This is a genomic window from Cryptosporangium aurantiacum (assembly GCF_900143005.1).
Taxonomy (GTDB): Bacteria; Actinomycetota; Actinomycetes; order Mycobacteriales; family Cryptosporangiaceae; genus Cryptosporangium; species Cryptosporangium aurantiacum.
Genome location: NZ_FRCS01000036.1, coordinates 1 through 22,102 on the forward strand (window position 1 = coordinate 1; position 22,102 = coordinate 22,102).

Genomic DNA, 22,102 nt, shown 5'->3' on the forward strand with positions numbered 1-22,102 from the left:
CCGGCGAGGCCGGGTAGGGCACGCGCTCCGCGCGGCCAAATGCAAAAAGCAATTTCGCGCTTTAGCGCGAAAACGTTAAATGCTCGTCGAGGCTAACGTTAATCGCAGGTAGTGACCTCGAATTAGCCATTTGCCATTTAAACACAAAAACGCAAAAACACTTTAACGTTAAAACGTTAAAGTGCTAGTGCCTGTGCTATGACGTTAACATAATAACGGTTTTGGGCCGAGATATTCGAGCGACCTTATTAGTCGTCGCGGTCGTCCCAACCCATATCGAGCCGCTCTTGTTCGCTCAAATCAGAAATGCTGAACTGGTCGAGATCACTCATTCCCCACGCCATTCCGGAATTCGTGACGTTGTTGTAGTGCTCGCGCATTTCTTCCAAGAGCGCCGCTTGCGCGGCTTCCGGGCCGCCCTCCGCGTACGCGTCCAATATCCGTTCGGTGGCATCGGGCGGGAGCGTGACCGCAATTCCGCGGATTCGGGCGTACTTGGGGTCCGCGTTCGCCGCAATGCTGCCGTGCGCCTTGACCTTCATGCCGTCGCGCTTGAGCCGGTTCACCCGCCGGGCGGGCATCGCACCGCGGCGAGTCTCTGGCCGGTTGTAGGCGCCATCAATGCGTCCTTGGGAGGCTCGGGACGGCTTGCCCTTGCCGCTGAGCCAGCGGTCGAGGGTGCGTTTGTCCTTGATTCCGAGCGCTTCCATCGTGGCCGAGCGGTCGCCGCCGTTGGCCTTGAGCACGTCTTTGACCTTCTGGCCCCAGGTGACGGACTTGGCGCGGCGGTTGCCGACGGCGTTGCGCCACGCGTCGTCGGGGTCGACGATCTTCTTCTTGTCGCGGTAGCGGGCGGGCGGGTCGGTGTTGCGCCGGCCGCGGCCGGACCCGCCGCCGCTACCGCCGCGGCGGCTCGAGCTCGACCCGCCGCCGCTTCCGGATCCGGTGTTTTTCGCCATTACTCGGCCCTCCGGTGCTTGCCTTTGAGGGTGTCAATCAGGCCGTATTCTTTGACGTTTCCGGTTTCGTCTCGACTGGTCGCGATCGGGCGCGGGCCGCGGGTAAGGAGCGGTGCTATTTCGCTCATTTCTGCGGTCCCGGTGTGTTTGAACGATCCGAGCGTCCAGCCGAGTTTCCAGCCGGGTGGGAGTGCCTTTACCGGGTCGGGTTCGTCGCTGGCGATCACGATGCAGTCGGTCAGCACGGCGAGCGGGTACACGTCGTGTTCGGCGGCCTTGTGAATGTTCCGGTTGATTGCGTAGCGGCTTTGCGCGACGACGTGGTGGCGAATGTCGGGGCGCCAGAGTCGGTGGGCGGTGTCGCGGATCGTCTCGGCGTCGAGGCGGCCGATTGCGCCGCGGTAGTTGCCCTTGATCGCGGCAAGCACCGCGGCGGCGTCGGCGTCGCCGCGGTCGAGCTCGAGTACGGCGCGGAGTAGCTCGGGGCTCATCTTGAGCTTGAGTCGCGCGATCGCACGGCGTCGCTCGGCCGGGTCGAGGTTGGCGATCGACTCGGCGATCAGGAGTGCGTTGCGGAGTGTCTCGTACCAGGGCTCGAGGATGCGGTCGGTGCCGTCGCCGAGATCCCAGACGTAGCCCTCGCGCACGTCGATCTCTACGTCCCAGAACTCGACCAGGCTTCGGATGGTCGGTGTGGTGGCCCAGAGCGTTTGGCGGGGGCCGCCCCGTCCGAGGATTTGCAGCGGGTCGGGTAGGCGGGCGTGCTCGAGGGTGGGTACCCGGAATCGGAGGTAGGCCGGGACGTCGCGCCACGTCTCGAGCGTCCAGTCGAACGGCTCGTCGATGTGCCGGGCCGCGCCGTAGCCGAGTTGCAGGCTTGAGGCCACTCCAAGGTAGGCGGCGTGTTTGTCGTAGGCGTGCGCGTATCGCTTGGCGAACTCGTCGGGTTCGGGGGCGCGCTGCCAGGCGTACTCGGCCTCGAGTGCGGGCCGGCGGGCCGGCGGGGGCATCTCGGGACGGTCGTTGTTCATCAGTCGGGGGCGGTGGGCGGCGATGAGCTGGTGGCCGGTGACCGCCGGGGACCACTGGTGCGGGATGCCGACGGTTGCGCAGTACAGGCCGAGCCGGCGGGCCAGGGTCGGGCCGTCGACGTCGGGCTCGTCTTCGCCGAACACGGCCACGCGGCTTCCGGTGGCAAGCCACTCGGGAACGACCAGCACGAGGCGGCGGCCCCCTTCGCGGTACACGGTCGTCCAGGGGGCGATGCCGGCGCGGCCGGCGACGTACCAGCCGGCGGACTCGAGCGCGGCCCGGATGTTCGCGGCCGTCTTGGACTCGGGTTCGTCGCGTTCGCGTTGCGGGAGGTGGGCGGGGAGCCCGAGCCGCGCGCGGGCGTCGGGCAGTAGCCAGACCTGGCCGTAGGCGTGGCGTGCACCGCGGCGGATGCCGGGGTGTCCCAGATGTACGGCGGTTTCGGCCCATCGGCACAGCTCAGGCAGCGCGGCCAGGCCGCGCGGAAGATCGGCGGGTAGTTCGACTGAGCGGCCCTGGCCGTCGAGGGTGGCCAGGTGTCCGACGTCGGCGGCGCACACCAGCGCGGGAGCGTCGTAGGCCCGGTACGCGCCGCTGAGATCGCCTGAGCCGGTTTCGGGGTTGCTAGAGCCCGCGGAGAGGGGGTTTCGGGGCTCTCCGTGGCTCTCAGCGGGCCGTGCGGCTGGTTGCTGCGAGTCGGTCGGTGTGTCGTCGCCGCTGGTCGGGGGTTGGGCCGCCGGCGAGCCGGCGGCGTGTCCGATGTGTTCCCCTGTTGTCTCTATTAGCGCCGTTTCCGGTTCGTCCTGCTTAGACTCGGCGTGCTCGAGCTCGGGGTCGACCAGCGCGCCGGGCGCCACGGTGTCGTCGGTGGCGTCGGCGTCGACGATCTCGTCGGCCGGCTCGAGCGCGTCGTCGACCGGGGCGTCGGCCGGCTCGGGAAGCGGCAGCATCAGCGCGTCACCGGCCGGCGGCGGGCCGTTCGGGTCGGCGGGGTCGTTCGGGTCGAGCTCGTCGTCGTCGACCGGCGGGAACAGCACGTCACGGCGGATCTCCCACACCCGCGATTGCTTGCCAAGCGCGCCGATCGTGCGGCCGACCTGGTTGCGCCACTGGCCGGATTTCTTGTCCAAGTAGCGGGTGACCACGTTCGCGTCGGCGAAGATCGCGCCGAGCGAGACGTGGTTGTACGGCCAGGGGACACCGCCGCCGCGGGCTTCCTTCGCGGCGATCTCGGTAGCCACGGTGGGCAGCAGGTAGTAGGCGGTTTCGTCGGCCCAGCCGATTACCGCGCCGACCCGCCGCCAGGTCGTCATGCCGGCGACCGACCCGCCCGGGGCCGGCTCCCAACCGTGCAACGCCGGGTCGGCCGGCTCTTCGCCGGTCGCCCGGTCGGCCACCGCGGCGGTTTTGCGCAGCAACGCGGTACGGAGCAACTCGAGCGCGATGTCGTGCGGGCGGCGCTGGTCGCGGGAGGCGGCCATCGCGCGCTTGGCCTCGAGTAGGCCGGCCCACAACCGCGCCCACCAGTAATCGGCCTCTTCCTGGTTGATCGCTTCGCGCTCGAGGCACATGTCGAGCAACGCCCGACCGCCCACGGCCAGGTCGCCGAACGACTCGGCGCGGCGGGCCTCGACCCCGGGGTCGTTGGACTCATCCACCAGCGCGTCGCGGAACTGAGCCCCGGTGTCGGACAACCAGCGGGTAAGCGGCATCCGGGCCGCGTAGTGCATGGCCATCGTCGCGGTGACCACGGCGCGCAGCATCGGGCGGCCGTCGGAGTCCAGCGGCCCGTACACGGTGAGCGGGTTGAACTCTCCTTTGCGGACCTCGAGTCCGACCGTGCGGGTTTCGGCCGAGTCGACGCCGGCCCACTGTTCGGTCGTAATCGCCAACAGGCCGTTGGGCTTGTGCTCGGGGTGCACCCCGGCGCGGTCGCGCATCCGGCGGTCCTTGCCGCGGCGCTCGGCCTGCGAGCGGGCCAGGGCGTTCTGTCGCTTGCCCATTGCCTCGGTGCCGGTGTCCGGGGCCACGTCGTCGAGCACCTGCAACATGTCGCCGACGATGAACCGGTGCTCTTCCAGTGAGGGGAGCGTGCCGGCGAGCTCGCCGGCGCCGAACGGCAGGCGCCGGTAGTCGGTGCCGGGTGCGAAGTGTTGTTGCCCGATCGCGGCCAGCGCGGTTTTACCGGTGCCGCGCAGACCGGTCGGGAGCAGCGTCACCCGGGAGTAGCCGAGCACCGCGCGGTAGGCCGCGCACAGCATCGGGGCCATGAGCCGGTCGGGCACGTCGGAATTCATCGGCTCGACCAGCGAGGCGACCAGCGCCTTACGCAGCGCCAACGGGGAGTCGGCCGGGGCCGGCAACGCGAAGTCTTCGTACTTGCCTGGCACCTTGACCCGTACCCGGTCGGTGGGGCCGTTCTGGTCGATCGCGCCGGCGGCGTGCAGGTACACCCAGCGGTCGCCGATCTCCCACCAGCCGAGCCGGCCGTACAGCGTCTCAACCGGGATCGGGCCGGAGGTCTGCACGATCGCCTTGCGCAGTTTCGAGCGGCCGGCGCTGGTGTCGTCGATCGCGACCGGCCACGGCAGTTCGTGCACCCAGGTGACTTTTTCCCACTCGCGATCGTCGAGCGCCTCGAGCACCACGGACTCGGCGTCGTCGCCGGCGCCGTAGCTCACCTCGAGGTCGAAGTGCTCGACCCGCGATCGACCGCCGTCGCCGAGCTCGTAGCGGAGCCGGTTGCGCAGTTTCGGGGCGGCGTTGATGAGCTCGACCGCGTAGCTCTCCCAGCCCTCGGGGTTGTCGGCGGTGGGCTCGACCTTCTCGGTCTTGATCTGGCACAGCGAGCCGTCGACGACGTCGAACCGGTCGCGGCGGATCGCCATACGCCGGTTGGACCCGCCACCGCCGCCGCCCGGTTCGGGGTCGACGGTGGTGCGGGTGCTGTGCCCGGGCATCGGGATCACGTTGTCGACGTCCGGCTCGGGGCCGGACGGGGCGGTGCGCTGAGCGGGCGCCAGGCCGTCGGTTTGGTCGCCGGCGACGTCGCCGGCCGTCGAGTCCTCGAGCGCGGCCAGGTCGGCGCGGAGCGCGGCCAGGTCGACCGGCTCGAGCGCGTCGACGGGGTGGCCGGCGGCCAGGTGGTCGGCGGCGTCCTTGCCGGCCGCGGCCCGCACGATCCGGACGGAGGCGGCGACCGCGGCGAGCTCGCCGGCGATGTGGGCGGCGTAGCGCTGGCCGGCGGCGGCGCCGGGCTCGAGCGGGTCGCGGTCGTGCACGATCACCACATGCGCGCCGGCGAGTGCGGCGGTGTACTGCGGAAGCCACTTGTTCGCCGCGGACCACGTCGCGGTCGAGCCGGGTTGGGGGACCGCCGGGGCGCCGAACGGGGCGGTGGTGGCCACGACGCCGGCGGCGGCCAGCGCGTCGGCGTCTTTCTCGCCCTCAACCACGTAGATCGGGGCGTCGGCGGCGATCGCCGGCGCGATCTCGGGGAGCCGGTAGAGCACGCGGTCGGCCGCGGGCACCGCGCCGGGCTTCCAGCGGCCGGACGCGTCGTGCCGGCGGGTCGAGAACTTCGGGTCGCTCAGCCAGCGCACGACGGTGAACAGCACTTCGCCGGCGGCGTCGCAGTACGGGTGCTCGGACTCGATCTCGGCGGCCGGTCGTCGGCCGCGGCGGGGCGCCGGTGCGGCGGTCGCGCTCGAGTCGGTCGGCGTGCTCGAGGCCGGGCCGCCGGGTCGCTCGGCCGCCGGTCGCGCCGCCGAGCGGGCAGCCCGCGGAGAGGGGGTGCGTCCGCGGCGGCGTGCCGGGTCGCTCGGCACCGCCCGGGGCTCGTCGTAGAGGTCTGCGAGCTCGAGTCCGAGCGCGGCCAGCACCGCCGTGTCGTCGCATCCGCGGTGGCAGGTGATGAACGTCCGGCCGCCGCCGTTGCGGGCGATTCGCCAGGTCACCGATACCGACGGCTTGGTGTCGCCGCCGTGTTCGGGCACGGGGCAACGGGCGTCGATCTGGTCACCGCTGTCACGTGCGACGCGACCTGCAAGGGTGGTGCGGACTCGCTCAAGCGAGGAGCGGTCCGCCCGTGGTGCTGTGGCACTCATCGGGTGCTAGCCTCGATCCGGGTACAAAATCGCTTTGCTGGCGCACTGCATTTCGGCCCGCCGCCAGGTGCTGGTAACACCTGGCGAAGACATCGGGAACGCCCCGACCGCCTCGGCGGCCGGGGCGTTTTCCGTTGCTAGGTCATACGACCCCTTCCACGTCATGGCTCAGCGCGCTCCCGCTCGGGGGCGCTGAGAGTGCCACTCTGTCAGAGCCAGACGGGGCCACGCCGGGCGGTCACCCCGGCGTGTCTCTCCGCGGATACCGCCGGACTCGTTCGCCCGCTGGCGTGCTTTCTTGAATGTCTCTTCCGAAATGGGCGTGCCGAATCGGTCGGAGAGGAATTCCGCGGCGGCCTTGAGTCCGACGATCAGGTCGTCGTCGGCGTCCCCGTCGCTGTCCTCGGAATTGTCCCCGCCGCGGTCGTCTGAATCCGACTCATCGTCCCGGGGACCGTTTCCGCCGTCCCCGTGAATGACGTGCAGGTTTCCCTTTCCAGCGGCCGGCGCGCCATTCTCGGTGGCGTCCCCGTCCCCGCGCTGTCCCGGGACGCCGGCGGCCGTCTCTCCAGCCACGGGGGCGGAGTCCCCCGCCGGGACGGACCCCTCACGAAGCGCCCGAATTCGCTCTTCGCGCTCGAATGCTTCCCGCACCCCGATTTCGATACCGAGCGCGGCGAATTCGCGGGCGGTGGCGTCGTCGATCAGCGCGAGTTGCACCTCTTCCACTTTGTCGACGCCGAGTCCGATTACCGCGCGGCCTTTCTTGATCGCCGCGCGGATGCGGGTGACGCCGGGGAAGAGCATGAGCCAGCTCGAGCGGGTCTGCGGGCCGGAGGCGATCCGCCACATACGCTGGTCGCGGCCGTCGGAGTCGACGAACACGTCGAGGCCGGCCTGTTGTGCAGCGTCCGCGACGTACATGGCCGCGGCCCGGGACTGCCACAGAATCCGCTTTTCCTTGCGGAGTGCTTCCGGGGTGCCCTTTCCGCCGTCGGCCTTCCAGCGGTCCCGGATTTCCTGCACATAAGAGCCGCGCTCGTCATTCAACAGAAACCACGGCTGGAAATACAGTTCCGGGTTGTCTTTGATTTCGGGGAATTCCTCGATCAGGGAGTAGCGGCGCTCCATTTCGGCGAGAAATTCGTCGATCGTGGCGAGCCATCCGTCGACGGTCGTGCGAATGGTGATGTTGTCCATGTCGCCGAACGCTCGCACGTAGCCGACCCGCTTAGGGTCGTTGATGAACACGTGCGCACCGTGACCGGCGGTGTGCGCCACGATGACGTTCGCGGTTGTCGTCTTGCACCATCCGGTCGTCGCGGAAATGATGCCGTGCGGCGTCAGTTCCTTGACCGGGAGTGAGAACCATTCCCCGCCGGCCTTTTGTGCGATCGGGATGTTGTCGACGGTGAATCGCTTGTACGCGTCGGCGTCGTACCAGCACTCGGCCGGCGGTCGCTTCGGGTGGGTGAGCACGATCTCGAGCGCCTGGTCGGTGTGCTCGGCCTTCCACGGTCCTTCCGGCAGTCGCGAGGTCAGGCGGCGCTTGATCTCCTTGACCGCCGTGTCATCGGCGAGCTCGACCGGGAGCGACACGATCACCCGCGCGTTGTCGTCGTGCAGCGGCGTGCGCAGCGTCGGCAGTCCGAGCCGGCCCAGCAGGTGCTCGAGGCTCTCCCAGCGGCGGACCGCCCGGGTCACCCGCGCGGGCAGCGCGATCGGCACCCAGACCAGCCGCGGGCGGGGCAGTGCGAGCCACTCGGCCGGGTCGGTGTTGCGGTAGCCCAGCGGCCCCTCGATCGCAGGAACGACGCCGCTGGCGACCTGGTTGCGGCACCAGTTCTCCGACACGCGGAGCACCTGGCGGCCTACGACGACAATCGCGACGATCACCAGCACGCAGAGCATCGGCAGGGTGAAGCGCCACAGCAGGTAGAGCGCGGCGAACGCGACCCAGCGCAGCACCATGCGCTGATATCCGGGCATGCGGCCCCAGCGGGTGCGCGGGTACCACTCGCCGCGGAACGCCGGCCGGTCGGCGGGGTGCTCGGGGGCCGCGGTCGTCCAGCGCGAATCCCACTTGCCGGTCGGTCGAACGATGATGCCGCCGGTGACCAGGCGCCACGGCCAGGCCAGGAACTTGCGGAGTCCCCAGAGGTCGAACAGAGCCACGACGCCGGCGAAGAGCACGCCGAGTAGGGCCAGTGTCCAACCGGGGTGGGTGGCCAGTGCGCCGGCCACGTCGGTAACCGTCATGATCGGGCTGCCTCGCTTCCTTCGTAGGGGGTCGGGGTGGCGGCGGGCCGGCGCTCTTCTTGGCAGTGGGGAGCCGGCTCGTCGCGTACATCGGTGCTGGTCGGTGCGGTCGCGGGGTCGGGGTACTGGTGCTCGGGGCATTCGCCGAGCGACGTGGGGATGCAGTAGGGCTTGTGCGTCTTGCAGGTCGGGCACCAGCGGCGCGCGGCCATCGCGCGGTCGAGCGCCTCGAGCACGGCCGGGGTGGCGGTGCGCTTGGGTCGTGCCTGGTCGAGCCGGTAGAGGTAGGCGAAGCACGGTCGGCCGCGGTAGGTGAACCGCAGTTGCCCGACCGGCTCGTTGCCGCGGCCCGGGCACAGCCCGCGGAGACGAAGTTGGCGGCGGGTGACCAGGCCGGCCGGGGCGTAGCCGAGCGGCCAGGTCGGGGTGCCGTGGTTGCGTGCTCCGGTCGGGTCGTACCGGACGCTCATCGGGATGGATCGGCGCGTCATACCTGGCATCACCCCGCATCGGGTTGTACGGACTCCCATACAGCAACTGTAAGGGAACCCATACACAACGGCAAGAGATTTCATGCGGCCACCGCCGGCGTCGCGGTGGCCGGTGCGAGCTCGCCGGCCTCACCCCAGTGCGTGCCGACGATCTCGGCCTCCGCGGCGATCGGGACGCCGCGGAACGCGGTGGTCATCGTTTGGTGCACCAGGTCGCGGACCTTTTCGGCCTGGTCGGCGGGGGCCTGCACGATCACTTCGTCGTGCACGAACAGCCACAGCGCGGCCGGGTCGAGTCCCTCGCGGGTCACCAGCGTGTGCACCGCGGCCACCAGCAGGTCGCGGGCCGTCGACTGAATCGCGTAGTTGGCGTTGGCGTAGCGGCGGGCCGGGTTGCCCGGAACGCGTCGACCCGATCCAGTCACCACCGTGTCGCAGCGGCCGAGCCGCTTTCCGTACGCGCCGACGCCCGGGTACGCGGCTTTCCACAGCCGGATGACCTCGGCCGCGGTGGCGTCGTCGACGCCGGTCTGTGAGGCCAGCGCCTCGGCGCCACCGCCGTACTGAGTGAGGAACGTCGCGATCTTGGCGAGCTTGTATTGGGCCTCGGTGAACGGGTCGCCGAACATCAGCTTCGCGGTTTCGTTGTGCAGCTTCAGACCGGACGCGATGACCGTCATGAGGTTGGTGTCGCGGGAGAGCGCCGCGGCCACCCGCACCTCGACCTGCGAGAAGTCGCAGCCGATCAGGACGTGGCCGGGGTCGGCGCGGAAGCAGTGGCGCAATCCGTTGCCCTTCTTCAACGTCTGGAGCGCCGGGTGGGTGATCGACATGCGCGCGGTGTGCGCCCGCATCGTGTTGATTTGCGGGTGCACCCGCCCGTCGTCGTCGGCGTGCGCGAGGAACGACCGCAGGTTCGACGTGATGTTCGACGACTTGGACACCCGGTACCGGGCCTCGACCAGCGCCGCGGCGGCCGGCGAGAGACGCTGGCGGCCGGCCTCGAGATCGGCCATCAACGCGGTGAGCGTGTCGCCGGTGACCTGCAATTGACCGCCCTCGGTGCGCGGCCCCTGCACACCCTGGCCGTCGAGCCAATCGGCGAACCGCGGGGAGGTCGCCGAGCAACCGAGCGCGCGGCGGATCTCGGCGTCCGCGCGGTTTTGCGCGGCCGACGCCGCGGCCAACGCGCGGCGGGTGTAATCGACGTCCAGCAGTAGCCCGCGGATCGTGATGCCGGTCGACTGTGTGGCCAACCAGTGCTCGACCGGGACCAGGTGCGCGAACGACGCGCAGCGGTACAGCAGTTTCGGCAGCAGACGCCGCACGTAGATCGCGTCCAGACCGGCATAGGTGACGTAGTCCGGATCGTCGACCGGGATATGGTCCCAGCCCCAGCGGCCCACGCTGGTGTCGCCGGCGGCGCGCACCACGCTCGGCGCCAGGCGCCACATGCGCTGGTGAAGTGCCTTCTCCGCGCGGGACAGTCCGTCGTCGAGGAACCGGTCGGAGAGATCTTTGAGTCCGTGACCGGCCCGCTCGTCGGGGTCGAGCAGCTTGGACAACAGGTGCGCGTCGAGTACGCGTTGGCCGAGCGAGATCCCGAACGCCGACCAGACCGCCAACACGTCGTAGTTGGTGTGGGTGACGAAGTGTCGCCGCTGGTCAGTCAGCGTCTCGACCAGCGCGGCCCGCTGGTGCGGGTCGGCCGGGTCGAGCACGTAGGCGGTGTCCGAGGTTGCCAGTTGCACCAGCCGGAGGCCGGCGTCCGGGCCGAAGTGACCGGGGCTGTCCTCGACGATCGCGCGGGTTTCGACGTCCAGGCCGAGCACCACGTGGTCGAGGTCGGCGCGGAACGCCGCCGGGTCGAACTCCCCCGTGCCGGCGCGGGGCGCGTGCACGGTCATCGTGTGGCCGACGTGGCGGCGGGTGATCGTCGTCATGCCGCCACCGCCCCCGCCGGCGGAACGTCGACGTCGCAGCGGGGGCAGCAGTAGAGCAGCGGCACCCCGTCCAGGTGCATCCGGACGCCGTGCACCTGGCAGCGCACCGCGGCCGGCTTGACCAGGTCGACCAGGTCGGCCAGCGCCGGGGCCAGCCAGGCGTACCCGTCCGACCCGACCAGCGCCGGCGTGGCGCTGGTCGGGTCGGTGTGGCAGTAGGGCAGCGCCGGCGGGCGGTCGTCGACGATCGCGGCGGCGACCAGCGCGCCGTCGTCGCTCAGCGACGTTGCGCGGGCGCGGGCCATCAGACCTCGCCCCGCTCGACCAGCGCACCACCGAGCGCGAACCACGCGCCCGGGTGAGCGGCTTCCAGGTGTGCCAGCGCGACGCGTAGCCGCGGGTCGTCTTCGGTCGCGGACGCCTCGGTCAGCTCAGCCAGTACGCGCCGGACACAGCTGATTTCGTCGTCCGTGCAGGTCGCCCGCGGCATCGCCGCGCGGGCGCTCGGGTCGCGGGCGAACTCGGTGAACAGCGCCGCGAAGGTGGCGCTTCCGAGATCGACGTAGACCGCGCGGAACGTGCGGTCGTCAATGTCGGTCAGCGGTCGAATCGGGCCGCCGGCGGTGGCGTTGCAGGTGATGTGCCAACGCTCGACGTCCTCGGGAGCGTCGGGGTCAGCCTCGACCCGCACGTGGCGCACCGAGTCCGGGCCGATCAGGTCGGGGGTCAGCGGCGGCATGTCGTAGTTGGCGGCGAGCTCGGGGAGCAGGTCGCGGACGGCTTCCCAGTCGGTCGTCAGCGCGAAGAGTGTCTCTCCGTCGTTGATTACCTCTGCCCGGATGTGGCCCCAGTCGTGCAGCGCGGCCCATCCGTGGGTGAGCGTCGCGCGCGCCCGGTAGGGGTGAACGGCCGGCCAGGCGGCGCCGGCGACGTTGAGGTGGGCCAGCCCGCGGAGAGGGGGTGCGCCGCGGCGGTAGTCGAGAGCGCCGGCGACGCTGGCGGTAGCCCAGACCAGCGCGCGCAGGCCGCGGGGCGCCCGCTTGTACGCCCGCATTGCGTCGCCGTAGAGCGGGCCACCGAGGCAGAACGGCTCGGGGGCGGTGTTGCAGCGGCGGGCGGCGGTGAACAGGGTCCGAAGAGCGGTCGTCGTGGCGGTCATGCTGTCGCCTCCCGGCGTTGGCCGGTCCACGGCATCGTCACGCCGTCGCCGCGGACTCGGGGAACTAGGTGAATGTGCAGGTGAAAGACGGTTTGGTCGGCGTCGGGGCCGACGTTGGCGATCAGGTGCGCGTCGACGCCGAGCTCGGCCAGGTACGCGGCGGCGCGGCCCATCGTCAGTGCGGTGACGTCCGGGGCGTCGGCGGCGTCGACCACGTGGACCTCGGGGACGAACAGCAGGTGACCGGGGACGACCGGGTGGTGGGGTGTGAACGCCACGACCGTTCCGGCGGTGCTGTGCCAGGTGTGTTCGACGTCGCCGGCCTCGATCCGACCGCAGAACGGGCACCCGCGCGTCGGGGTGTGCTTCATGCCGCCACCGCCCCGTTGCCGCTGGTCGGGGCCGGTCCGTTGAGCACCTCGAGCACGCGGGTCCGCCAACCCAGCGCGAAGCGCGGGCAGTTCGCGCAGTTCTTGTGCGCGGTGCACCCGGGTAGCGGCGGGCGGCGACGCGCGGCGTAGGACCAGGCCATGCTGTCGGCGGCGCGCAGGTCCGGGCCGTAGACGGCCAGGCCGTCGGTTTTGACGCCGAAGCCGTGCAGGTCGACGTCCAGTTCGGCTTTGACTCGGCTGATGACGTCGCGGATCTCGGTGGTTGCCTGCCGGCGGCAGACCGAGCCGATCCCGACGATCGGGTGGTGGGAGAGCGTGACGCCGGCGGCGTCGTACATCTCCGCGCACCGCAGGTAATCGTCGGCCGTCCAGCCCTGAAGGACGGGCATGAACGGGCAGCACTCCGGGGTGCGGGCCAGGTCGGGGGACTCGTCGCTGCCTGCCCATAGGTCGCGCAGCACGACGTAGTTCTCGACGGTGCGGCGCTGGTGCTCGGCCACCGTGAGGCCGGTGCGCTCGAGCATGACCGGTTCGCACATCCAGTCCTGCGGAGCGGCCCAGCCGAGCATCCCGATTTCGTCGTCGTAGCGGCGCACCGCGGCGACGTAGGCGGCCGGGCTGGTGCGCCACTCGCCGTAGAGGCTGAGCTCGGAGAAACCGCCGGAGTCCAGCGCCCATTCGGCGATGGCGCGGGGGAACGTGCGACGGCGGGCAAGGCGGCGGTGGGAGACGAACAGCGGCACGCCGGCGAAGCCCAGCCAGTGTTCGTGGTGGGTGCCCAGGTAGAACAGCGTGTCGTCGATCATGCGGCCACGTCCGCGGGTACGGCGGTCAGGGTCGGGGCGCTGGTGCTTCGCCCGGTCGCCGCGGTGAGCGGGGCGGCGATCGCCTCGACGACGCCGAGCACCAGGTCGAGCGCCTCGAGCGTGATCTCGGGGAGATGCAGGCGGCGGGCCATGATCTCGGGGGCCAGGCCGTCGGCGCGCATGAGGTACACCGACTCGACCAACTCGGTCGGGGTGAGCGGGAGTTTCTCGCCGGCGGTGGCCCGCTCGACGGCCACCACGTCGACGTAGCCGACGCTCGGCTCGATCTCGGCCGGGAGGTCGAACTCCGCGGCGATCGCGGCGTCTGCCTCGCGGGCGACGTGCAGGCACTCGCCGCACGGGCCGTTCGGGTGCTGGTGGCCGCCGGTCGCCTTGCCGTACCGGCCGGGGTGCATCTCGCGGCAGCGCCGGTCGGCGGCCCGCTCGATCTCAGCACCCGTGATTGACGTGATCGCGTTTTCGCGTGAAGTCGTAAAAACGTTAGTGAGCATTGGTCGAACTCCCAGTTCAGAGCAGGTATGGGGTCGCTACCGCGGGGCCGTACGCCGCGCCGCCGAGTGGTTCGGCGGCGCGGTGCGGCGCTCAGCGCTGGCGGCTGGCGGCGATCGGGCCGAACGGGACGGCGGCGGTCGGCTGGCCGTTGTGCGTCTCGCTGTCGTGCAGGCCGGCGGCGCTCAGCGCTTCGTCCTCGGTGGCGAACGGGCCGTAGGACTCGCCGCACACCGTGCAGTCCAGCGGCCACGGCTCGGCGCTGGTCGGCTTGCTGGTGGTCGCCTTGCGGCTGGTCGGCAGCGCCACCACGTTGTTCGGCTCGGTGCGGTCGCCGGCGGCGGTCAGCCGGGCACGGTGCCGGCGGAGCGCGTCGTATACGTACGTCCGGGTGATGACCACGCCCCGGTCGGCGGCCCAGGTGACCGCGCGGCTCGCGTACGCCTTGGCCGACTCGCTGGCCGGGTCGCCACCCAGCGAGCGGACCGCGATCAGCACCACGTCGGCCTTGCTCAGCTCGGCGAGCTCGGCCGAGCGCTCCGGCTCGGGGTCCGGGCACAGCGGGCAGTCCATCCGGGGCGTGCCGTCGTGGGTGGCGTGCCACGCCTGAAGAGCCGTCTCCGCGGCCAGCGCGGCGCGCTCGGCCTCGGACAGCGGCGCGATCTCGGCGGCCGGCTCCGGGTCGCTGAGCGTGTGCCCGTAGGCGTCGTCTTCCCGGGCGTCCCAGGCTCGCTCGTCGTCCGCGGTGGGCTCGAGCGCGTCGTACTCCGCGGCGGTCGGCTCGTCGCGGTAGAGGTCGACGTCCGTGGTCGGCTCGAGCACGACGACCGCGGCCGGGTCGTCGATGTACGGGTCACCGGACGGCCCGGTCGTTGACTCGGCGAGCTCGCCGGCCGGTTCGGACACGATCGCCCGCGGAGAGGGGGCGCCGGCCTTGGTGTTCTTGCCGGCGGCCTTGCGCTCGGCCCGCTCGGCGACGACGCCGGCGTACTCGGCCTTGAAGCCGTCCCAGGCGTCGCGCGGGTCGGTCACCCAGTTGTCGATGCTCCAGCGGCGCGCCTTCCACGTCCGGATCGGGAACGCGCGGCGGCGCTCGATTCCGAACAGCGCGCCCGGGGTGTCCGCGCGGCCCTCCGCGACCAACTGGACGTGCTGTGCGCGGCGGGTGTGCAGGCCCCAGAGCCACGGGGACACGACGCTGCACAGACCGATCACGACCGCGGCCGTCGTGGGCTGCCATCCGTCGCTGAAGTGGGAGTAGTTGACGCCGCCGATGACCAGCGCGATCAGGTACGACGCGCGGCGAAGCTTGGCGGCGGTCAGCCCGTCCTTGCGGAGCAACGCGTCGTGCGAGTGCCACTGCACGTAGACGCTGATGACCTCCGCGGCGGAGGCGACCAGCGCGGCCAGTGCCAACGCGGCCACGATGTTCACGTTCTCGCCGGCCAGGCCCAGGTAGGCGGAGATCTGGCCGAACATCGCGGCGCCGTTGACGACCAGCAGGGGGACGACCGGGCCGATTTGGCGGAGCGTCTCGGCGCGCTTCTCCGCGCGGATCTCCCGCTCGGCCTTGGCGTACTGGCGGTCACGCTCGACCGCGGCGCGGTTGCGCTCGGCGGCCTCGGCCTCGGCGGCGGCGGTCAGCCGGGCGGCCTCCCGCTCGGCCTCGGCGATCAGCGGCCGGGCCGCGGCCTCGGCGGTCATCCGCTCGACCTCGGCGCGGGCCGCGGCGGCGCGGGACTCGGCGATCCGGGCCGCCGCCGCGGTGGCCTCGGCCTCCGCGATCGGGTCGTACTTCGGGGCGCGTCGGCGCCCGATCAGGAGAGTCATACTGAGTGCCTCCTCCGTGAGGGGAGAGCCGGGGCGCGGTACGGGTTCCAAGTCGAGCCGCGCCCTGGCGCTACAAATGGCCAGGGACTGTGCGATGTGGTGCGTTCCGTCGTGCGGGGTCACGACCAGGCCCAACGCCGGCGAGAGCAGCACCACCGATCGAACGTCTCGCCGAACTTGACCCAGGTGGCCGTGGTGGCGGCGATCGCGCCGAGCGCCAGAACCATGCCGGCGTACGTGAGGCCCGGATTGCCGAACACGGCGAGACGCAGCAGGACACCCGCCGCGGTCAGCGCGATCAGCCAGGCCAGCGACAGCCGGCCGAGTGCAGCCAGAAGCGTGCTCATCGACGCGCGCTCGGGGACGTACCGGTTTCGAGTGAACAAGGCTCCGAACCTCTCCGTGAGGGGGAGGTCGGGTGCGGCACGGGTTCCAGTCGAACCGCTCCCGACCAGTTAGGCCGGACCGCTCACCCGTGCGATCAACAGTCAGTCGCGGCGTGCGAACGTTCCGCGACCAGTACACGCCGACCTACCCGGGTAGGTCAAGACACCTACCCGGGTAGGTTCACGCGTTGAAGTGATAATCCAGCTCGTAGACCGTCGCATCGACGATCATTCGGTTCACTTCCACGCAGCGGTCGTCAGAAGTGATGGCCCGCCTTGTTATCTCCATAACGGGCGTACCGGGCGGCAACTCGAGAGTGGCTATCTCTTCCGCGAGCGGCATCCGCGACCGCACCCGCTCGACGAAATGCGTCGGCTCATGACCACGCTCAGCCATCCGGGCGTACATCCCGCCCGGACCCGTGTCGGTGTGCTTGATCTCGGGGACGTCGGCGGCAACTTCAACCGTTACGTACGACGTCGCCAGTTGAACCGAGCGATCATCGACAACGAACCGTCGGGATCGGTAGACGATCAGGTCGCCCACCTCGACGCCGAGCGGCTCGGCCAGCCAGCGGGGCGCGGGGATCTCACCCACCTGCACGTCGACGGTACGAGGCCGGGGCGCTGTGTCAGCGTCCTGAATCGCGTTGCCGGCTCCCCAACGCGACCGGGCCAGTCGATTCGGCGAGCTCCGCACGATCGTCTGGAAGGTGCGGACGTACACGCCCGCACCTTTGCGACTGACCACGAGGCCCTCCGCCCGTAGAGCGGCGTGCACACGCTCCGCGGTCGTCTTGGCCACGTTGTACGTCCGACCGAGCTCGGGAATCGACGGCACCCGGTCACCCGGACGTAGCTCGCCCTCCTCGATCGCCCGACGAATGTCGTCGACGATCCGACGGTAGGGGTGAGCGTCGGTCACGTCTGAACCTCCCCGGGGAACTTGCGACTTACCTATGGAAGTTCAGAGGTTACAACTACTCGATTTGGACGTTAGACGGCCCCTTACACGTGTTCTCGCTGGTAGGCGGGCCGGATTGACGTTTTTGCGTGTTCACGCGTTCGCGTTTTGACGTGAGCGATCTTGGCCCTACGCTGCGCATATGGCGAGTGATGGCGCCCGGGTTCTGGCGGTGGCCGGACCCAAAGGCGGCGTGTCGAAAACGACCACAGCGGTCAATACCGCGCTGAATGCGGCCCGGATCGCCCGATATCGGACGTTGCTCGTCGACGCCGACCAGAACCGATCCGCGCTCGACCTGGTCGAGGCGGCCGACAGCGACGTGTACCCGTTCACCGCGGCGCCGGGGGTGAGCACCGCCGACCACAACGCGCTCGGCGACGTCCGCCGGCATCCGGCGTTCGATCTCGCGGTGGCCGACCTCCCGGGCGCGGAGAAGTCCGAAGCGCTCAAGGCGTTGTTGACCGGAGACGACGGGCAGCCGGTCGTAGACGGGTTGATCCTGCCGACCGGGCCGAAGGTGATGGACCTCCGTCCGTTGCTTCGCCAGGTCGCGCAGGTGATCGCGCCGCTCGGGGTGCCGTACCTGGTAGCGCTGGTGAGGGTGCACCCACACCCGGACCGCATGAAGATCGCGCGGACGCGCCAGGCCGAGCTACGGGCGGCGGGTGTGCAGGTCGCCGAGACGATCACGCGCGAGTTGACCGCGCATGAAGACGCCGCCGAGCAGCACGTGGCGTTGGCGGATTTGGGCGGTGGGCGCCGGTCGGGCGCCTACGCGGCCGAGCGGGAGTACCGGGAGCTCGCTGCGGAAGCGCTGGAATTGGTCGGGCTGAGCGCGGCCGAGCTACGGAAGTCGAGGGACTGAACATGGCCAAGACGCACCCGGATTTGCTGAGCGCACTGAACGTCACTGGCGGGAGCCGGCCGGACGCTGAGCCGGCCGCGGACGCCGCGGTAGCGGTCGACTCGAGCGTCGCCGGCGAGCTCGCCGGCGACGGCTCGGACGCCGCCGCGGTGGCGGCGCCGGCGCGCAAGCGTCGGCCGCCAGCGAAGAAAGCGGCCAGTACGCCCGCGGAGAGAGGGTCCGGGACGCCGCGGAAGTCGACCGCGGCGAAGACCGCGCCGCCGGCGAAGAGCACCGCGCGGTCGACGACGTCCGGGCGCGGCCGGGCCGCGGCCCCGGTCGACCAGGACGACGAACCGCTGGTGCTGATTCCGACCACCGACGACGCGCAACGGGTCGGTCTGTACCTGCACAAGGACGACTACCGGGCGCTGAATCTGGCCAAGCTCGACGACGGGTTCGATATGAACGCGCGGGTGCGCGCGATGATCGCTATTTATCGGCACAACCCGCGGTTTCGGTCGCTGGTCGACCGGACCGCGCGGAACGCGCCCCGCGGCGGCTAGTCCCCGGTAACGACCGCCTCAACCCGCTCTGAGCAGCACGAACGCCCCGATTCCCGCGGTGGGAGTCGGGGCGTTGCCGTATCTCACGTACCCGACCGGTAACGGCTCCCCGGGGTACCGGTAATAGGCCGTCTGACCTGCGGAAACGACCCTCTCCGGCGACCCCGTTTCCGGCCTCCATTACCGGTCGATTTTTCACCGGTAATGGACCGCACCCGCTTTGACCTGCGGAAACTCGGCTCCATTACCGGTATTACCGGTATTACCGGGGGTCGATGCACGATCGCTACTTCGCTCCCCGACGCGACACTCGCATATTCGTTCTTGCCTCCGATGTACGGGAACCCATACAGTGGTGGTGTACGGACTCCCCTACAGAAGGAGTGGAGCGGATGACCAGCCCACCCGACAGCGACCCGCCCGACCGGTCGTGGCTCAGCACGTACGCCCACCGCACCGCCACGCCGGCCCGACCGCTCAAGGTGGCGTTGACCGTCACCGCCGACGGCCACCCCGACGCCCCGGTCGTGGCCCGTCTCGCCGGCCAGATCGTGACCGACCTCCAGCACTACGGCGAATTTGACGACCTGAACGCCGGCGAGCTCGGTATAGCGCTGGCCGACGTCGTGGTGCTCCTGCACACCCTCCGCGCGCTGGAAGAGGACTTGATCGTGCGCATGCGCGACGCCGGCGCCTCATGGGCCGAACTCGGAGCGCGGCTCGGGGTGGCTCGAGCGACCGCGAAGGAGCGTTACGAGCGGATCGTCGCCGCCCGAACCGTCCCGATCCCCTCGAGCCCCGACGCTGATGGTGGCGAAACCAGGACGGGCACACTGCCCGCTGAATCCTCCGAGTAGCCCGCGGCCCGGGTGCGTGTCCCGTCAAGAACTGCGCACCCGATCCGCCCGAACCGATCCCCCTCACCAGGAAGGACACCCGCACCATGCTTTCCATCACTCCCGCCCGGGCCGACCTCCCCGAGTCCTCCCGACCCTGGTCGGTGGCGTGGCCGACGTACTCGCCGGTCGACATCACCCCGCCGGAGTTGCAGGCCGACGCACTGGCGACCAGCCACGACGCGTGGATCGTCGACCACACCGCCGACCCGACCAGCATCGACTACGCCGAGCGCCAGGCGGTCGCGCTGGTGTCGTACGAGGTCGTCGACGGTCGGCCGCGCAACCCGTTCGGCCGTACCGGTCGTGTGGGCCGTGACTTGGGTAAGTGGGCCGAGAACGCCGCGGCCGACCCGATCGTGGTTGCCGACACGTCCGACGGCCGGTTCGTCCTGCTTATCGAGCGCGACGACTGCCACCAGTGGGCCATCCCCGGCGGCATGGTCGACCCTGGCGAAACCGCGCCGGCCGCGCTGGTGCGCGAGTTGCGCGAAGAAACCGGCGTCGACCTGGCCGACGTCGAGCCGGTCGTACTGGCCCGCACCTACGTCGACGACCCGCGCAACACCGATAACGCGTGGGTGTGCTCGACGGTCGCGCTCTACCGCACGTCGGCGCGGCTCGAGGCGCTGGCCGGCGACGACGCCGCCGCGGCCCGTTGGCTCCCGTTCGGCGATCTCGCCGAGTTGTGCGGTGCGGTGCATCGCGCCGGCGGCGAGCTCTACTCGGCGCACTTCCCGTTGCTCATGAGCGCCGCCGCGGCGATCGCCGCCGACTGACCGACCCCGGTACGCGGGTCGGGCGCGTGTCCCGTCAAGAACTGCACGCCCGACCCGCCACCCCTCACCAGAGAGGCAGGCACATGATCCCCCAGAAAACCTCGACGCCGGCCGCCATGGTCACCGCGACCGGGCCGACGTTGACGACCTGCATCACCGAAGTGACCGGCGAGCTCAGCCGGGCCGACCAGAAGGCGGCGACGTTGCTTGCCTTGACCGGGGCCGCCGCGGCGGGCGCGGTGTCGGCGTTGACGCCCGGGGACGGGTTGCCGATGGCGACCCGCGTACTCGGGTGGGCCGCGGTCGCCGGCCTGGCCGTCGCGGTCCTGATTCTGACCACAGCGATCCGGCCCCAGCTCGCGTTACGCGGCGGTCCGAACGGGATCGTGGCGTGGGCGACCGCGGATCCGGCCGAGCTCGTCGACGGCGGCCCGGTCACCGATCCGGCCGCGCGGCTGGTGTCCCTGTCCGGACTGGCGGTGGCCAAGTACCGGCGCGTTCGGCGGGCGGTGGCCTGCATCGTCGGCGCGGTGGCGTTGCTCGCGCTGGCCGCGGTCGCGGCTTTGGTCGCGGCGGTCGCCGGTTAGATCACCCGCAAAGAGCTGACCATGTTCACACCGCCGCTCAGGAGGGTCTGAGCGGCGGTGTGCCGTGTTCGGACCACCAGCCGGCGGGCAGATCGTGAATTGTCGCTCCGCACTCGTCTCCGGACTCGAGCCGGTTCCGGCACGTCCAGGTGCGGTGGCCGCGGGTCGTCTCCCCATCGGTCGCCGGTTGGTGGCCGAGTAGAACGCGGCCCGCGGAGAAGGGGTGTCCGTGCGGGCAGTGCGGTGGCGTGACTTCCTCCCATTCAGTCCACTCGGACGTCCGGGAGCGGCGTCGGACGGGGCGGAGCATGCCTCACCAACCTTTTTCCAGCGCGCCCGACGCATCCCGTCACGCTCAAAATCCAACCGAACGCTTGTATCGTGGGATGACTGTCCCACTGAGCGGGAAGCTTTTGCCTTGAGTGGCCGGAGTGGCTATCGCCTACTTAATCCTGTTTGGCGTTTATGCGTGTTCGACCGTTGACCGTTTCACGATAAACGAACGTCTGTACGGTCTATCTGTAAGCGACGTCACAGTGGCCATTTGTTCGAACGACGGTTCGACGGTCAGTCGACGGGTCGAACACGACTCGGCGCGGTGCGCATACCGGAGCCGGCGGGTGCGTTTTTGCTGGTCAAACAAAGGCGGGGCCTTCCGCGCCAACGGAAGACCCCGCAATCCCGGCGCCCGAACTCGTCCAAAGTCGAGAACGACGGGAAGATGTGGACCAGGTAGCACACCATGTAGAACTTCAGCCTGTGTATAAGCCTCGATCTCGGCTACGCACGGGGTAGATGTTGGTACGTGTGAGTGTTCCTGGCGGTAGCTGTCCGCTACGAACAGCTATTTGCAGTCTGACCAGAGGACCAGTCGTACGCAAGTCCTGGGTCTAGACCGTCATCAAATCTTCCCTGGTCAGGCGGTGGCACGCCGTCAAGGGTTCGGATTCTCACACTCGACGAAAGTGACTCAGAGTGAGCGACCGTACGGGTGTATTACCCGTGTTCACGGATTGAAACCGCGGCATCATACAGCAGAGGTCCGACATTGCGGCGACCTCGCGCGGCCTGGGGTGTGGGACGTTTCTGCACTGCAAAGAGTGCGTCAACTGACGAGCTTTTTGATTTTTCGAACACTTATCCACAGCGGCGAAACGCGTTTCACCCGGGTCGCCTTGCGGTCAGCGAGGCAGCCCGTCACCATGAGCAGAGCGTGATGGCGGTCCGGTCGACTGACGCCAATCAGTAGGCCACCACGAACCACCCCACGTGACCCAAGTCCCGAACTCGTCCTTAGTCGGGGGCCACGGTCCCCAGAAAGGTGTGTGTCCTGTGCGCTCATGCGTGCAGACGATCGGTACGGCGATCCGGAAGGTCCCCAGCGGCCTCGGAGTCCGGATCGTGGTCATCGTCCTGGTCATCGGGTTCACCCTGGCATTGTTCGCCCGGGGACTCGACGCGACCGCCATCATCGGCGTGCTCAGCGCCGTCGCGATGTTGCTGGAAACCGGCCGCCGCTTCCTCGGGTCGCCGGACACCAGCCGGACGACACCGATCGGAGAAACGCCGTAACCCCGGGCCGCGGCCGGA

19 protein-coding genes are annotated in these 22,102 nt (G+C 70.0%); 6 read left to right on the forward strand and 13 right to left on the reverse strand.

The genetic code is table 11. The annotated features are described in order from the left end of the window. Positions 1-248 precede the first annotated feature (248 nt). The 13 genes from BUB75_RS43605 to BUB75_RS43665 form a co-directional block, all read right to left on the reverse strand. Positions 249-959, reverse strand: a complete 711-nt coding sequence (locus tag BUB75_RS43605) for a hypothetical protein (protein ID WP_073266735.1) — start codon at positions 957-959, stop codon at positions 249-251. Then, positions 959-5,986 (reverse strand): hypothetical protein, encoded by a 5,028-nt coding sequence (locus BUB75_RS43610; RefSeq protein WP_073266737.1) that lies wholly within the window; start codon positions 5,984-5,986, stop codon positions 959-961. Before BUB75_RS43610 ends, BUB75_RS43605 begins: the two co-directional genes overlap by 1 nt. Before the next feature lie 279 nt (positions 5,987-6,265). Next, a complete protein-coding gene (locus BUB75_RS43615) occupies positions 6,266-8,356 on the reverse strand; it encodes an ATP-binding protein (protein WP_073266739.1) in 2,091 nt (696 codons plus the stop codon). Beyond that, positions 8,353-8,847: an RRQRL motif-containing zinc-binding protein gene (locus BUB75_RS43620; RefSeq protein WP_218618140.1), complete on the reverse strand. Its 495-nt coding sequence runs from the start codon at positions 8,845-8,847 to the stop codon at positions 8,353-8,355. Before BUB75_RS43620 ends, BUB75_RS43615 begins: the two co-directional genes overlap by 4 nt. Positions 8,848-8,927: 80 nt before the next feature. Beyond that, positions 8,928-10,790 carry a DNA polymerase gene (locus BUB75_RS43625; protein ID WP_073266743.1) on the reverse strand — a complete coding sequence of 621 codons (1,863 nt, stop codon included), beginning with the start codon at positions 10,788-10,790 and terminating at the stop codon, positions 8,928-8,930. Then, the gene (locus BUB75_RS43630; protein ID WP_073266745.1) at positions 10,787-11,095 is read right to left on the reverse strand and encodes a hypothetical protein; all 309 of its coding nucleotides are present in this window, start codon (positions 11,093-11,095) and stop codon (positions 10,787-10,789) included. The genes BUB75_RS43625 and BUB75_RS43630 overlap by 4 nt, the downstream gene beginning before the upstream one ends. Then, positions 11,095-11,949 (reverse strand): hypothetical protein, encoded by an 855-nt coding sequence (locus BUB75_RS43635; RefSeq protein WP_073266748.1) that lies wholly within the window; start codon positions 11,947-11,949, stop codon positions 11,095-11,097. Before BUB75_RS43635 ends, BUB75_RS43630 begins: the two co-directional genes overlap by 1 nt. Continuing rightward, positions 11,946-12,320, reverse strand: a complete 375-nt coding sequence (locus BUB75_RS43640; protein WP_084742547.1) for an HIT family protein — start codon at positions 12,318-12,320, stop codon at positions 11,946-11,948. Before BUB75_RS43640 ends, BUB75_RS43635 begins: the two co-directional genes overlap by 4 nt. After that, a complete protein-coding gene (locus tag BUB75_RS43645; RefSeq protein WP_073266749.1) occupies positions 12,317-13,147 on the reverse strand; it encodes a deazapurine DNA modification protein DpdA family protein in 831 nt (276 codons plus the stop codon). The genes BUB75_RS43640 and BUB75_RS43645 overlap by 4 nt, the downstream gene beginning before the upstream one ends. Then, the gene (locus BUB75_RS43650; protein WP_073266751.1) at positions 13,144-13,563 is read right to left on the reverse strand and encodes a hypothetical protein; all 420 of its coding nucleotides are present in this window, start codon (positions 13,561-13,563) and stop codon (positions 13,144-13,146) included. Before BUB75_RS43650 ends, BUB75_RS43645 begins: the two co-directional genes overlap by 4 nt. A gap of 187 nt (positions 13,564-13,750) precedes the next feature. After that, positions 13,751-15,487, reverse strand: coding sequence for a hypothetical protein (locus BUB75_RS43655; protein WP_073266753.1), 1,737 nt, complete (start codon positions 15,485-15,487; stop codon positions 13,751-13,753). Between the two features lie 119 nt (positions 15,488-15,606). Then, entirely contained in the window at positions 15,607-15,834 is a 228-nt protein-coding gene (locus BUB75_RS43660) for a hypothetical protein (RefSeq protein ID WP_073266755.1), read from the reverse strand. Between the two features lie 220 nt (positions 15,835-16,054). After that, positions 16,055-16,798, reverse strand: coding sequence for a GntR family transcriptional regulator (locus tag BUB75_RS43665; protein WP_073266757.1), 744 nt, complete (start codon positions 16,796-16,798; stop codon positions 16,055-16,057). A gap of 181 nt (positions 16,799-16,979) precedes the next feature. Here BUB75_RS43665 and BUB75_RS43670 point away from each other — a divergent pair, with 181 nt between their 5' ends. The 6 genes from BUB75_RS43670 to BUB75_RS46895 all read left to right on the forward strand — a co-directional run bounded on the left by BUB75_RS43670 (position 16,980) and on the right by BUB75_RS46895 (position 22,084). Next, positions 16,980-17,705, forward strand: a complete 726-nt coding sequence (locus tag BUB75_RS43670) for a ParA family protein (RefSeq protein ID WP_073266759.1) — start codon at positions 16,980-16,982, stop codon at positions 17,703-17,705. A gap of 2 nt (positions 17,706-17,707) precedes the next feature. After that, positions 17,708-18,250: a hypothetical protein gene (locus tag BUB75_RS43675; RefSeq protein ID WP_073266761.1), complete on the forward strand. Its 543-nt coding sequence runs from the start codon at positions 17,708-17,710 to the stop codon at positions 18,248-18,250. Positions 18,251-18,642: 392 nt separating this feature from the next. Further along, a complete protein-coding gene (locus BUB75_RS46890) occupies positions 18,643-19,107 on the forward strand; it encodes an AsnC family protein (protein WP_073266763.1) in 465 nt (154 codons plus the stop codon). Between the two features lie 86 nt (positions 19,108-19,193). Beyond that, on the forward strand, positions 19,194-19,925 hold the full coding sequence (locus BUB75_RS43685) for an NUDIX domain-containing protein (protein WP_073266765.1): 732 nt from the start codon (positions 19,194-19,196) through the stop codon (positions 19,923-19,925). 83 nt (positions 19,926-20,008) lie between these two features. Further along, positions 20,009-20,512: a Pycsar system effector family protein gene (locus BUB75_RS43690; protein ID WP_143175816.1), complete on the forward strand. Its 504-nt coding sequence runs from the start codon at positions 20,009-20,011 to the stop codon at positions 20,510-20,512. Positions 20,513-21,913: 1,401 nt separating this feature from the next. Next, positions 21,914-22,084, forward strand: coding sequence for a hypothetical protein (locus BUB75_RS46895; RefSeq protein ID WP_178380140.1), 171 nt, complete (start codon positions 21,914-21,916; stop codon positions 22,082-22,084). The last annotated feature ends 18 nt before the right edge of the window (positions 22,085-22,102 follow it).